This is a genomic window from Pseudarthrobacter sp. DSP2-3-2b1, from assembly GCF_049895945.1.
Lineage (GTDB): Bacteria > Actinomycetota > Actinomycetes > Actinomycetales > Micrococcaceae > Arthrobacter.
Genome location: NZ_JAFCTI010000016.1, coordinates 1 through 12,922, shown reverse-complemented (window position 1 = coordinate 12,922; position 12,922 = coordinate 1). Strand labels below are relative to the sequence as shown.

Below are 12,922 nucleotides of genomic sequence, written 5' to 3'. Positions count from 1 at the left end.
GACTAGATCGAGTATTCCGGAGCGGCCCAGACAACAACTTCGGGGTGCTCGTAGAAGCGGTACCCCTGGCCGCGGACGGTGCGCACAGTGTTGGCGAGGCGGCCCAGCTTGGAGCGGAGGCGGCGGATGTGGACGTCGATGGTGCGCTCGTTGGGGACTTCCTCGGCATTGCGCCACAGGCCTTCAAGCAGTTCATCACGGCCCACGGTACGGGTGCCGTTCTCCACGAGGTAGTTCAGGAGTTCGAATTCCTTGAAGGTCAGGTTGAGGGACTCGCCGTCCAGGTGGACTTCGCGGCGGGCCAGGTCGATCAGGACGCCCGAGGGACGCGGATCCTGGGGCTGCTGCAGGCGGGCAGTCTCAGTGCGCTTCTGTGCGTTGACTGTTGGGTCGCCGAACGTGGAACGGACGACGTCGAGCGCGGAACCGGGCGTGCCTGCTGGGGCCACAGCGACGGCAGCGTAGCTCTCAGCGCCGCTTACGAGTGACTGTGCGTAAGCGCGGATTTCCTGGGCCAGCTTGGCAATGGACGTTCCGGCAGCCGCGGCGGTCTCTTCATCAATGCCCATGTACAGGACGAAGCCACGGGCCAGGTTCTCGTTGGCAACGGGCCGTACGGCGTCGGCTCCGGCAATAACGGGCGTCGGTGCGGTGAGCGGAGCGGCTTCGACGGGCTGGACGGCGCGGAGCTGGCCGTAGGAGTTGGGGTTGTAGCCCTGGGGTGCGTAGGCGGGCGCCTGGATGCCGGCGCCGGGGCCGCCGGGGCCGAATGCCGGGCGGGCACCGAAGCCTTGGCGGAGGCCTGAGGCCTGGGGGGCCTTGCCTGCGTTACGGACGGAGATGTGGACGTATCCGGATGCAACGGTCATGTTTGCTTACCTCAATGTGAATGGCCGTCATCGCGGCTCGAATGCTGGTTTTCCCCGCAATGAAAACTGGGGAGGGGCGCCCTACGCTGGGCTGGGGGCGAATGCCTAAGAACTTCGTGGGGTCTGAAGGTCAGGCGTGCATTCGACAACAGCGAGTGTCGGCAGCAGCGGGTGTGCTGGGCCAATATTCTGCGGCTGCAGGTGCTGTTGAGTTCTTGTTCACAATTGAAAGTGTGCAACGTAACAATGAAAACTTGCAAGTAACAAAGGCCCATTAGTTCCGCATTGTGAGACAAAAGGGCTATATGTGCCGTAGATCACGATTCTGGAATGGCGATGAATTCGCGGTTGCAGTCAACAAACGCGGTGCTTCAGCGGGCTAGTCCCGAATATGCTTCGGGCCAACGCGACTTTCTGGCGAGAAAATTCATCCCTGTAAGAGTTCCCGGAATTGCTCTCTCGTTTTGGCCTTCTGTCCACCCCCAAAGGCTATATCTGCGCTTTGGCCCGGTGGGGCACCCAACCCCGGCAGCTGAGGAGCACCCCCTTCGTGCCCGGCGTTACCCACATACGACCGGAAACGGGAAGCGTCCTTAATTCAGCTCGCTAGGCTGGGATTCACAGCACGCTCACAGGAACCCCATAGCGCGCGCTAACCGAAGGATCGGAGAGTTGTCACATGGCCACCTCGCACTCCATGACCAACAACCTCCCGCAGCTCACCCACCCGGACGGCTCCCCCATCCGCGCCCTGGTGGTTGACGACGAACCCAGCCTCTCCGAGCTCATGAGCATGGGGCTGCGCATGGCGGGCTGGTCTGTTGCCGTGGCCGCCGATGGCCCCGAGGCCGTCAAACTCGCCAAGGAGTTCCGCCCGGACGTCCTGGTATTGGATGTGATGCTGCCAGGGTTCGACGGCGTTGAGCTGCTGGGCAGGATCAGGGCCTTCGCACCCGAGGTTCCGGCCCTTTTCCTGACGGCCAAAGACGCCGTCCAGGACCGGATCGTCGGCCTGGCTGCCGGCGGGGACGATTACGTCACCAAGCCATTCAGCATGGAAGAAGTCCTGCTGCGGCTGCACCGTCTGGTTCAGCGGTCCGGTGTCGCCGCTATGGACACCGCCGAGCTCGTGGTGGGCGATCTTGTCCTCAACATCGACACCCGCGAGGTGAGCCGCGCCGGCGACGACCTCCAGCTCACTGCCACCCAGTTCGAACTGCTCCGCTACCTGATGGAAAACCCCAAACGAGTGATCAGTAAGGCTCAAATCCTGGACCGCGTCTGGAACTACGATTTCGGCGGACAGGCCAACATCGTGGAACTCTACATTTCCTACCTCCGCAAAAAAGTCGACTCGGTACACCCGCCCATGATCCACACCGTGCGCGGCGCCGGCTACGTCATCAAGCCTGCGGAGTAGCGCCGCCATGTCGCCGCCGCGGGCAACCCCGCCACCCACACGGAGCTGGCTCAAACCCGCCACCTGGCACCTGCGCACCCGCCTTGTATTGCTAGCCATGGCCCTGCTGGTAGCCATCTGCGGCTCTGTAGGACTGTTCAGCTACGCCTCGATGGACTCTTTCCTCACCCGGCAACTCGACGAACAGTTGACCCAGGCCGCCGCCCGGTCCAACGATCCCGGCCGGCCCCCCGCGGGCGGATTCAACGGCAGGGACCCGCTGGACGCCCGTGGCCAAAGTGTCGGAACCCTCAACGCGCGGATCGTGAACGGCCAGATCAACAGCGGCGGCTACCTCGACTCGGACACCACGCGCTCCGCCCTCAGCTCAGAGGACAAGCAAACCCTGCTTGCCTTGGCGCAGAACGGAAATCCCGTGGACCGTTCGCTGTCCAACGGGGATTATCGGATTGTCGCCGTGGCGACCGGCTACGGCGACGTCCTGGTGACCGGCCTTCCGCTCGCAGCCAAGGAAAGCACCCTCGCCTCGCTGGTGTGGACGTTCACATTCGTTTCCCTCGGCGGCCTGGCGCTGATTGGCCTTGCCGGGACCGTGCTCATCCGGCGCACTATGAAGCCGCTGGAGCAGCTCTCGGAGGTCGCCACCCGAGTCTCGCAGCTCCCCCTGGATGCCGGTGAGGTGGCACTCGCGGTGCGCGTCCCGCCGTCGAACTCTAATCCCGGAACCGAGGTAGGCAGCGTCGGGCACGCGCTCAACCTCATGCTGGACAACGTGGCCAATGCCCTGGAGGCGCGGCAGAAGAGCGAAACCAAAGTGCGGCAGTTCGTGGCCGACGCGTCCCACGAACTCCGCACCCCGCTGACGGCCATCCGCGGTTACACAGAGCTAATGCGGATGACCGAAAACTTCACGCCGGACGGCCGGAAATCGCTGGCCCGCGTGCAGAGCCAGTCCGAACGCATGACGGCCCTGGTGGAGGACCTTCTCCTGCTCGCCCGGCTCGACGAAGGCCAGCCGCTGAAACTGGGCGAAGTGGACCTCACCCAACTGGTAATTGAGACCGTCAGTGACGAAAAAGTTATGGCCCCGGGTCACAGCTGGCGTCTCGAGCTGCCGGATGAGCCGATCGCTGTCACCGGCGATGCATCGCAGTTGCGCCAGGTTCTGGTGAACCTGCTCTCCAACGCCCGCAAGCACACGCCTCCCGGCACCACGGTGGTGACCGGCGTCTGCAGCGCAGCTGATGGGAGCGCCGAAGTAACGGTAACGGACGACGGCGGCGGCATGCCGGCTGACTTCGTGGACCAGGCGTTTTCGCGCTTTGCCCGCGCAGACGCTGCCCGGGCGGGCACGGCACCGGCCTCCGGATCTGCGGCTTCCGAAGGCACCAGCGGACTCGGCTTGTCCATCGTCCAGTCGATCGTGGAGGCTCACGGCGGAACGGTGACCGTAGATTCCGGCCCCGGCAAGACTGTTTTCAAGCTTCGCCTGCCCTTCGCCCACTGACCCTGCAAGCCGACACACCGCCGTCGTGATCTCCGTTACCAAAATGTGACTTAAGCGCTGAGCTCCTGTACCGTCGATTAGGTGCAGCTCTATCGGGCTGCATATCCGGATGACGCCAAGCTCTGCCGCTTCCCGGATTCCGCGTTCAGAGGCAGAGGCGGGGGACCCACGGTCCCGGGCCACGAGTGCCCTTGGGGTTAAGCCAGCACGTGATTTTCCGTGTGGCCGGATGCCCTCATCCGAACCCGACAGCTAACTCCGTAGGTGTGAGAGGCGATCCATCATGTCTGAATTCAAGGTACAAACGCGCCCTGAGAACGGGTCAGAGAAACTGCACGGCCGCCATGAAGTTACCGAGGCAGGCGCGGCACCGGGAGCTACCGAGTCCGGCTCCCCCACGTCACCCCGCGCAAAATTCCCGTCCTTTGGCCGCCGCGCAGCCGTATTCACCGCGGCGTGCGCCCTCCTTGTAGGCGTCGGCGCCGCAGGCCATGCCTCGGACGCCAATTTCCTGACGGCCAGCGAGACTGCGCCGGCTTCCGGTGCCTCCGCTGACGCGGATTCCAACCTGAGCTTCGAAAAGGCCGAGATCCAGGCCAAGCCTTCCCCGGAAGCCGCGCCGGCCGAAATCAGCGTCGCGCCTCAGGCTGCCGAGCCGGCACCCGCGGCTCCTGCGCCTGACCCTGCTCCTGCGCCCGCCCCGGCACCTGAGCCTGCCCCGGCGCCCGCTCCCGTTGTAGCAATTGATGACCCGGCCGGCGCCCAGGCGTACGCCGCCGGGCAGCTAGCCTCCTACGGCTGGGCGGCTGACCAGATGCAGTGCCTGAAGACGCTCTGGACCAAGGAATCCGATTGGACCACCACGGCCACCAACCCCAGCAGCGGCGCGTATGGCATCGTCCAGTCGCTGCCTGCGGAGAAGATGGCGAGCGCCGGTGCGGATTACCGCACCAATTACCGCACGCAGATCAACTGGGGCCTGAACTACATCCAGGAGCGCTACCAGTCGCCCTGCGGCGCGCTGAACTTCCACCTCTCCAACAACTGGTACTAAGCCGCACCACTGGTACTAAGCCGCACACAACTGATACCAGCCGCACAGCCGGTAACAGCCGCACACCCGATACCGGCCGAACAAGGACCTGGCGCAGCCCGTACCGGACGCTACTGGTCCCGCCAGCTGTAGTACCAGCTGGCCCAGCATCTGTTGGCGCCGCGCCCGCCGGGGCATACTGGGGCCATGGAATTCACCACCACCATTCTCGGCAGCGGCAACAAGACCGGCATAGAGGTTCCGCCGGAGGTGGTTGCCGGACTCGGAGCGGGCAAGCGACCTCCGGTGGTGGTGACCATCAACGGCAAAAGCTACCGCAGCAGCATCGCCGTGATGGGCGGGCAGAACCTGATCGCTGTCAGCGAGCACAACCGCGAGTTCACCGGCGTTTCAGCCGGTGACACCGTGGAGGTGCACGTCGAGCTGGACACGCAGCCCCGCATAGTCGAGGTTCCGGACGACCTTGCCGCGGCCTTGGCTGCCGAACCTGACGCGCAGGCGTTCTATGCCACGCTCAGCTACAGCGGTCAGCGGCGTTATGTGGAACCCCTCGCGGACGCCAAGACACCGGAGACCCGGGCACGGCGGATCGCGAAGGTAGTTGCCGATCTCAAAGCTGGAAAGAAATAGTCCTTAGTCCCTGCGCATCTGCAGCCACAGAAGCGGTAACTGCTGAGTAGTCCGGGATATGCAGGACGCCGGGCGGCAGCGCTCCAGTGTTGGCTCCCACTGCGATGGTCCGGATGCCGGCGGCCACCCCGGCAGCAATTCCTGCCGGCGCATCTTCAAACACCACGGCGTCCCCGGGCTCCACGCCCAACAGGCGTGCCGCCGTCAGGTAGCCCTCAGGGTGCGGCTTGCCGAAGGTCACAACGTCAGCCGTCACGGACGTGCCTGGCATTGCGAGTCCGGCGGCGTCCATCCTGATATCCGCCAGAATCCGGTCGGCGGACGTCACCAGCGCCACGGCGTCGGCGGGCAAGCTTGCGAGCAGCCGGGCGGCCCCGGGCAGGGCGATGATGCCGGCAGTCCGCACCCGTTCCATGGCACTAAGTTCCTCGGTGAGCGCCAGGACATCCGACCCCGCCGGAGCGAACCGCCGCACCGTATCGACGGCCTGGACACCATGGGAGGTCCGCAGGATTTCGGCAATGTCCAGGCTGTACCGGGCCGCGAACTCACCCCATACCTCCTCCACCACAGCCGTGGAGTCCACCAGGGTTCCGTCCATGTCAAAGAGGACGGCACGGCAGGTGAGCGTGCGTGCTGCAGAAGGAGCGGGGAGGGTCATGCTCCCCATTTTGCCTTGCGCGGATTCGCCATACGGCTTTACCCGGCGCGCTATGTTCCGGGTCCGGGGATGTCGCGCCCGGGGATGTACTGCACGGCCCATTTGTTGCCGTCCGGATCCGCAAAATAGACGAAGTGACCCCAGTCCTGCACGTCAATATCGCTGACATCCACGCCGTTGTTTTTCAGGTGGTCGTGGGCCGCCTGGATGTCAGTGACCACGAGCTGCAGGTTCGGCGCACTGCCCGGCGGGGCATCCGTGAGCCCCTCGCCGATGCTGATGGAGCAGGCGGAGCCAGTCGGGGTGAGTTGGACGAAGCGGATTCCGTCAGTGGGCCGTTCGTCGAAGTCCGCGTTGAAACCTACTTTGTTGACGTAGAAGTCCTTGGCGCGGTCGACGTCGGATACGGGCACAAAAACGAGTTCAAGTTTCCAGTCCATCCGCACAGGGTAGCGGCGGGGCTGGGAATCCGGTAGGGCCGGCTGCCCTCTGTCAGCCTGCGATGCCATAGAGGCGGTCGCCTGCGTCGCCGAGCCCGGGGACGATGTACGACTTCTCGTTGAGCTTCTCGTCGATGGACGCCAGGACGATGGTTACGTTGGCGTCGGCCAGTTCTTCCTCCAGCTTGGCCAGACCCTCCGGTGCGGCCAGGAGGCAAATGCAGGTCACATCCGAAGCGCCACGCTTGAACAGGAACTTGATGGCTTCGCGCAGAGTGCCGCCGGTGGCCAGCATGGGATCCAGCACGAAAATCTGCCGGTCGGTGAGGTCCTCGGGGAGTCGCTCGGCGTAGGTGATGATGTCCAGGGTCTCTTCATCCCGGGCCATGCCCAGGAAACCCACTTCGGCGGTGGGGACGAGCTTGGTCATGCCTTCGAGCATGCCCAGGCCGGCGCGGAGAATGGGAACCACCAGCGGAGTGGGCTTGGTGAAGGCGGTTCCCACCGTGGTGCTGACCGGAGTCTCGATGGTGACCGGCTGGGTGCGGACCTCGCGGGTGGCCTCGTAAGCCAGGAGGGTCACCAGCTCTTCCGTCAGCTGCCGGAAGACCGGTGACGGGGTGTTCTTGTCCCTCAGGACGGTGAGCTTATGGGCGACCAGCGGGTGGTCCACAACGAGAGTGCGCATGGGTCAAAACTATCACCCGGGCGCAGAGCCACCGCCCGAGGATCCACCGCCTGCACCGCGTTCAGTTGAGCCCCCTGTTGAGCCCTGAACACGCGCACCATCTTCGGTGTGGTCGTCCCGCAGGACCGGGTGTTCGAACGTGGGAGCCGGCCCGGCATGCTCATGCTTGCGCGTCAGATGGAAGAGCCGGTGCGCCAGGATCACCATGCCCACCCAGGCAAGGCCAAGGAACCAGCCGGCCATCACGTCAGTCAGCCAGTGGTGGCCCAGGAACACCCGGCTCAGACCCATGGCGATGATGAAGATTGCGCCTGCGGTGATGGCTGTGATGCGGGCCCAGAGCATTTCGAACTGAAGGCACATGATGTAGATGAGCACACCTATCACCACCGTGGTGTTGAGTGTGTGGCCGCTGGGAAATGATGGCGAGGTTTCGTAAGGCGGGACCGCTTCGGCGTGGTCCGGGCGGGTCCTGCCCACCAGGCGTTTGCCGAAGGTGGTGGCCGTGGTGGATACGGCTGCGGCCCCGCCAACCAGAATGATGGGCCGCCAGGTCCTGCTCAGGAAGGTGAGCCAAGCGGTCAGGATGCTCGCCAGAATGGGCATGCCAATGCCCCCGCCAATGTTTGTGAAGGCAGTCACTGCGGCATCCAGGCCGGGGTTCCGCAGGTCCTGCGCGGCGTCCAGTGCGGGCAGGTCCAGGGATGCGAGGCCCTCGTCATCCACAACGTTGTCGTACACCTCGGCACCCAGCAGCGCCATAGCTACCACCAGCGCGCCACCTACCAGCAGCGTGATCCACAGCGCGGCGTACGGCTTGAACCAAAGTCCCAGGCGTTCCCTGAGGGTGTCCGTGTCCACGTTGCCTCCCCGGCGTCCATGCTTTGTTGGCTGGATATCCTTCGAAACTATCATTGAGCCATGGTCCCGGCAGAAAAGGAACACGGCGAGTGGATGGCCCTTGCCCTGGAGGAGGCCCGGCGGGCACTGGACACAGAGGACGTGCCCATCGGCGCTGTGGTGATTGGTCCCGACGGCGGAGTGCTGGGTTCGGGACGGAACCAGCGGGAGGAGTTGGGAGACCCCACTGCCCATGCCGAAGTAGTGGCCATCCGCGAGGCCGCGGAGAAGTTACGCGAGCTGGCGAGGATCGGCGGCGGCACCGGTGATGGCTGGCGGCTCGCGGACTGCACCCTTGTGGTCACCCTTGAGCCGTGCGCCATGTGCGCCGGAGCTGTTGTGCTGGCGAGGATTCCCCGCGTGGTGTTTGGCGCCTGGGACGAGAAAGCCGGCGCTGCGGGCTCAGTCTTTGATGTTCTCCGCGAGCGGCGCCTCAATCATTGGGTGGAGGTTTACGGCGGTGTCAGGGAAGAGGAATGCGGTGCCCTGCTGAGGGATTTCTTCGCGGCCCACCGCACCGCCGCCCACCCCAGCGGGCTGTGACCCGCGGACCCCAGCTTTTGACCCCGCGAACTCCAGCTGCGATCCATGAACCCCTAGCCCGCAGCATCCAACGCATCGATCCGGTCCTGGCGGGAGCTGGGCGAGTCCAGGCTGAATGAGCGGAAGTCACCGAGCTCGTCCCGGATCCAGGCTTCCACTTCGGCAATGCGCCGGCTTACGGCCGGGGTGGCGCCGTCGAAGAGCCAATGGGCGATCCGGGCGTTTCCGGGATCGTACTGCCAGAGTCCGATGATCCGGCCGCGGTCCACGATGGGGTGATCCGGGAGATCGGCCTGCAATGCGAGCGTTGAGCCAAGCACTTTCCTGTCTTTGTCCTCCTCGGCGAAGAGTTCAGCCGAATTCCGCCGAAGGAGGACGAGCGAGTCGGTGCCCGCGAGCAACTGGATCTGTTCCTTCCCCGGCGGCTCGTAAGCAGCGAGGCGCCCGACGTCGTCGGGCAGCATCCACAGCACCTCCCCGTTCGCGGTGGGGACCTCCACGGCCGCGGTGGCGGCAAGTGCCGCCTTGGTGTGGGCCAACGTGAACCCGGTGAACCACTGCGATTGTTTGGCCGTGGCTCCTCCGGTCCAGCCCAGGTACCGCTCCATCAGGAGGCTGCGGGCGGCGGCGTCGGCCATTGCCGTGGGCTGCAGGTTCCAGATTGTGTACGCGTACCGCTGCTGATCGAGGCGCCCGTTGACCGGTACCCGGCGGATCCGGCCGTCAGCCTGCAGGAGGCCGAGGGCCGCCGGAAGTGTGGTTGCGGCGCCCTTCTTCTTGCCTTCGTCGCCCAGGTTCCGGACCGAACCGCCCAGCACGTCCTTGAGCTGCTTGGGGTCCAGCGGGCCACCCGCTTCCGCAAGGGCATGGAGGATCTCCTCTTCCAGGAGCGTAATCTCACCGCGGTCGACGCCCATTCTGGCGAGCACCCTGAACGGTGCCACGGCAGCATCCCGGCCAATCTGGAGGCCCCAGGCAAAATCCTCGTTTCCCAGGACGTAAGTGCAGCCGCGGGCGGTGGGTAATTCGTGGATTTTCAGGGACAGGACGTCGGCGTCTGCCTCGTCGCGGCTGGTTCCGGCGCGGGCGAAGAGCGTCAGATACGGGTTCGCGCCACCGACGGAGCGGGCCCATCCCGCTGACGAGAACACCTCGGCGGCATCCGCACCCAGCAACGACCCGTCGAGGCCCTGCTTATGCCAGGCCCACGCCTGCAGCAACTCAGGGGTGAGCAGGTCCGGCGAAGGATTCTCGGGCGGCGGCGTTTGCGTGTTCACTTCGGCATCTGGGACGGCATGCGTAGTCATGCCTCATTGTGCACTGGAGGTCCCTCCCGCGGTAGGCGGCACCTCAGCGGGCATTGCAGTTGCAGGTGCTGTTGCCGACGCCGACGCCGACGCCGCGAGGATCTCCAGCACGTTCAGCGCCGTGGCGTCCCAGCCCGGCAGCCTGTCCCGGGCAGCGACGGCGGCCGTTCGCCAATCGTCGCGGAGGGCGGCGTCCGTCAGCCATCCCCGGATCACGGCAGCGAGCACGTCCGGTTGGTCGTTTTCAGGACCGGCCAGCCCGACGGCGGTACCTGGCAGGGCGGCCGCTTCAGCCAACCGAGCGCTTTCTTCACCGACCCGAGGGTGGGGCGTACTGCTCCCCATGCCCAATGCATCCTCCGCACCTGTCCCCTGCCGGACGATGACCGGGATCCCATGTGCCAATGACTCGGTGACCACCAGACCAAACGATTCCGCCTTCGATACGAGCAGGCTCAGGTCCGTCCGGTTCCATGTATCCGCCAGCGACTTTCCCACCAGCTCGCCGGTCATCTGCACCCGGCCTTCCAATCCGTGGGAGGCAATCGCGGACCGGACCAGTTCCGCGTACGCGGGGTCGGCGTCGACCGTTCCCACCAGCGACGCACTCCAGGCCAGATCCTGGAGCTGCGCCAGCGCCGCAACGATCAGCGTCTGGTCCTTGTTGGGGAGCAGTGCGGCTACCGCGATGAGGTGCGGCGGCTCCGAGCCGGCCGCCAACGGTGCCGCATTCGTCCCGGGGAGCACCACCCTGCCTGACAGCCCGTACTTGTCGCTGACATGGGCAGCGGCTGACTCACTGGTGCAGACCACGCCAGCGGCTGCCCGCAAGGACCGCTTCTCGGCGTCGGGATGGCTGGGTGAGGGCATGTGCAGCAGGACCCAGGTTCTCTGGCCGGCTGCGGCGGCGTACTCAATCTCGTCCGGGGCACCGCAAGCGATCAGGCCATCCACCAGGGTTACAGTTCCCGGCGGTACCTCCGCCGTCGGCTTCCAGGTGCCCAGCTTCCAAGCGCCCAGCAGACCACCCAGCCGGCGCCGTTCCTTGGCGCTGGCATCGGGCCAGGAGCCATCTACCGGGACTATGTCCACCTCAACGCCCAGCGCCCTTAGGCCCTCGGCCAGCCGCGCGTTGAAGACGTTGCCGCCGGAGTTGTGACGGATGTTGCCCGGAACCAGGAAAGTGACGTGCACGGGCGATCAGGCGGTCAGGTCCAGCGAAAAGGTGGCCCAGGCGTCCGGGTTTTCGCGGAGGGTGACGTCGATGGCCGTCAGTTCACGGCCGTCGGCGCTGTCCTTAAGCTTCGACGAAACAGACTGGGCGATGTACTCAGCCAGCGCCTCCGTGGTGCTGAGCTTGCCGGCAAAGTCCGGGTGCTCGTCCAGATTGCGGTAATTGAGGCCAGCGAGGACTTCTTCGATAATGCCGCCGGCAGCACCGATGTCCAGCACGATAGCGTCCTGATTTAGCGCACGACGGCGGAAGGTCACCTCCGCTACGAAGGTCGCCCCATGCAGGGCCTGGGCCGGGCCGAAAACATCCCGCGGGAGGCTGTGGGCGATCATAAAGTGGCGTCGGACGGTCAGGCTGAACACTGGCTACCTCTTGTCTTTGGGGTCGGGGTATTCGATCACATGGCACAGGGCCTCGAGCGTTCCGTCGGCAAGGTTCTGTACAACTTCCGGCAGGTCCACGAACGGGGATGCGCCGGTGAGGAATGCGTCGAACACCGGATCTTTCAGGAGTGACACTGCCAGCTCGAGCCGGTCCGCGTTGGTGCGCCGGTGCCTCCGTGCCCTGGCCACAACTCCAACCTGGCTAGCGCGGATCGAGAGCCGTCGGGCGTGGAAGTCCTCGCCGAGCGGCACTGCGACCTCGCGGTTGGCGTACCAGGACATCTCGATCACCACACCCTCATCGCCCGTCAGCTGCAGACTGCGCCCCAACCCTGCTTGGGATGCGGAGCAATGGAACACGATGTCGCAGTCGGGCAGGGCGTCGTCCGGATGGGCGAAGCCGACTCCCAGCCGGTCCGCCAGGTTCTTGCGCTCCGGATCAAGATCGACGAGTTGGAGGCGGCCCAGCGGAAACGTGCGCAGCAGCGTAGCCACCATGCCGCCCACAAGGCCCGCTCCCACAACCGCGATCCGGTCGCCCAGGCGCGGGCCTGCTTCCCACAGCGCGTTGATGGCTGTTTCGACGGTTCCCGTGAGCACCGCGCGCCGGGCCGGGACGTCATCAGGGATCCTGGTGAGGTCTTGTGTGGCGGTCACGTAGCGGTCCTGATGCGGGTTGAGGCAGAAGACCTTCTGACCTATCCAGTCAGCAGGTCCCTGTTCGACGACGCCGACTGACAGGTAGCCAAACTTCACCGGAGAAGGAAAGGAACCCTCCTGGTGCGGCGCCCGCATCTCCTCTGCCACCCGCGGCGGTACGGAGCCGGTGTGCACCACGATCTCCGTCCCCTTGCTGATGCCCGAGTAGAGGGTGCGGACGAGCGCTTCGCCGGGCCCGGGAACGGGCAGCGGTTCGCTCCGTAGCTCACCTTGTTCGGGTCCGGTGGTCCAGTAGGCGGTTGCCCGCGCTGCTTTGCGTGAGTTAGTCATCTTGCTTACGAATCTAGTCCCCGGGATGGACGCTGCGAAAGCAACCCGCCGCCGTACGGCTGTGTCTGGCCTGGGCTTTCCTGACTTCGCGCAGACTGAAGCCCTGACCTCGACCGCCTCGCAAGCGGCTAAGACTAGGGATGATCGGGAAGTGAATCTCTGGGCCGACCATCATCCACGTGCAAGTCGCCTGCTGACACTTGTGCCGGCCAGTTGTCCGGTAGTTGGGGTGGTTCCCAGTCGGGTTCTTCGGTGGCGTAGCTCCTGCCGGTGGGTGAGATCCAGCCTGGTGGGTG

General features: G+C 65.2%; 14 protein-coding genes and 1 riboswitch. Of the genes, 5 read left to right on the top strand and 9 right to left on the bottom strand.

Translation table 11 applies throughout. The annotated features are described in order from the left end of the window. Positions 1-2 precede the first annotated feature (2 nt). Positions 3-869 carry a winged helix-turn-helix domain-containing protein gene (locus ACP7AX_RS16985; RefSeq protein WP_426228076.1) on the bottom strand — a complete coding sequence of 289 codons (867 nt, stop codon included), beginning with the start codon at positions 867-869 and terminating at the stop codon, positions 3-5. 679 nt (positions 870-1,548) lie between these two features. Between ACP7AX_RS16985 and ACP7AX_RS16980 the strand changes: the two genes are divergently transcribed. The 4 genes from ACP7AX_RS16980 to ACP7AX_RS16965 all read left to right on the top strand — a co-directional run bounded on the left by ACP7AX_RS16980 (position 1,549) and on the right by ACP7AX_RS16965 (position 5,480). Next, positions 1,549-2,289 (top strand): response regulator transcription factor, encoded by a 741-nt coding sequence (locus ACP7AX_RS16980; RefSeq protein ID WP_426228074.1) that lies wholly within the window; start codon positions 1,549-1,551, stop codon positions 2,287-2,289. Positions 2,290-2,296: 7 nt separating this feature from the next. Beyond that, entirely contained in the window at positions 2,297-3,796 is a 1,500-nt protein-coding gene (locus ACP7AX_RS16975) for a HAMP domain-containing sensor histidine kinase (protein ID WP_426228072.1), read from the top strand. Between the two features lie 127 nt (positions 3,797-3,923). Continuing rightward, a riboswitch (cyclic di-AMP (ydaO/yuaA leader) is annotated at positions 3,924-4,074 on the top strand. Positions 4,075-4,079: 5 nt separating this feature from the next. Continuing rightward, the gene (locus ACP7AX_RS16970; RefSeq protein ID WP_426228070.1) at positions 4,080-4,850 is read left to right on the top strand and encodes a hypothetical protein; all 771 of its coding nucleotides are present in this window, start codon (positions 4,080-4,082) and stop codon (positions 4,848-4,850) included. Between the two features lie 186 nt (positions 4,851-5,036). Next, positions 5,037-5,480, top strand: coding sequence for a YdeI/OmpD-associated family protein (locus ACP7AX_RS16965; protein ID WP_426228068.1), 444 nt, complete (start codon positions 5,037-5,039; stop codon positions 5,478-5,480). On the opposite strand, the gene ACP7AX_RS16960 is transcribed toward ACP7AX_RS16965, so the two are convergent. From ACP7AX_RS16960 to ACP7AX_RS16945, 4 genes are read right to left on the bottom strand one after another with little or no spacing between them, the layout of a single operon-like run. After that, positions 5,461-6,141: an HAD-IA family hydrolase gene (locus ACP7AX_RS16960; RefSeq protein WP_426228066.1), complete on the bottom strand. Its 681-nt coding sequence runs from the start codon at positions 6,139-6,141 to the stop codon at positions 5,461-5,463. The genes ACP7AX_RS16965 and ACP7AX_RS16960 overlap by 20 nt on opposite strands. Before the next feature lie 50 nt (positions 6,142-6,191). Then, positions 6,192-6,581: a glyoxalase superfamily protein gene (locus tag ACP7AX_RS16955; RefSeq protein ID WP_426228064.1), complete on the bottom strand. Its 390-nt coding sequence runs from the start codon at positions 6,579-6,581 to the stop codon at positions 6,192-6,194. Between the two features lie 52 nt (positions 6,582-6,633). Next, a complete protein-coding gene (gene upp / locus ACP7AX_RS16950; RefSeq protein ID WP_131133554.1) occupies positions 6,634-7,269 on the bottom strand; it encodes a uracil phosphoribosyltransferase in 636 nt (211 codons plus the stop codon). Between the two features lie 12 nt (positions 7,270-7,281). Next, complete coding sequence (locus tag ACP7AX_RS16945; protein ID WP_426228174.1) at positions 7,282-8,103, bottom strand: phosphatase PAP2 family protein; 822 nt, start codon at positions 8,101-8,103, stop codon at positions 7,282-7,284. A gap of 87 nt (positions 8,104-8,190) precedes the next feature. Between ACP7AX_RS16945 and tadA the strand changes: the two genes are divergently transcribed. Continuing rightward, positions 8,191-8,712, top strand: a complete 522-nt coding sequence (tadA, locus tag ACP7AX_RS16940) for a tRNA adenosine(34) deaminase TadA (RefSeq protein WP_426228062.1) — start codon at positions 8,191-8,193, stop codon at positions 8,710-8,712. Positions 8,713-8,765: 53 nt separating this feature from the next. Here the strand turns inward: tadA and ACP7AX_RS16935 are convergent, their stop codons facing one another. Genes ACP7AX_RS16935 through ACP7AX_RS16920 form a run of 4 tightly spaced genes read right to left on the bottom strand, consistent with a single transcriptional unit; the run spans position 8,766 to position 12,626 of the window. Next, on the bottom strand, positions 8,766-10,019 hold the full coding sequence (locus ACP7AX_RS16935; RefSeq protein ID WP_426228060.1) for a DNA glycosylase AlkZ-like family protein: 1,254 nt from the start codon (positions 10,017-10,019) through the stop codon (positions 8,766-8,768). A gap of 3 nt (positions 10,020-10,022) precedes the next feature. Continuing rightward, positions 10,023-11,213 (bottom strand): glycosyltransferase family 4 protein, encoded by a 1,191-nt coding sequence (locus ACP7AX_RS16930; protein WP_426228058.1) that lies wholly within the window; start codon positions 11,211-11,213, stop codon positions 10,023-10,025. 6 nt (positions 11,214-11,219) lie between these two features. Next, on the bottom strand, positions 11,220-11,615 hold the full coding sequence (locus tag ACP7AX_RS16925) for a 6-pyruvoyl trahydropterin synthase family protein (RefSeq protein ID WP_426228056.1): 396 nt from the start codon (positions 11,613-11,615) through the stop codon (positions 11,220-11,222). A gap of 3 nt (positions 11,616-11,618) precedes the next feature. Then, positions 11,619-12,626 (bottom strand): dehydrogenase, encoded by a 1,008-nt coding sequence (locus tag ACP7AX_RS16920; protein ID WP_426228054.1) that lies wholly within the window; start codon positions 12,624-12,626, stop codon positions 11,619-11,621. Positions 12,627-12,922 lie beyond the last annotated feature (296 nt).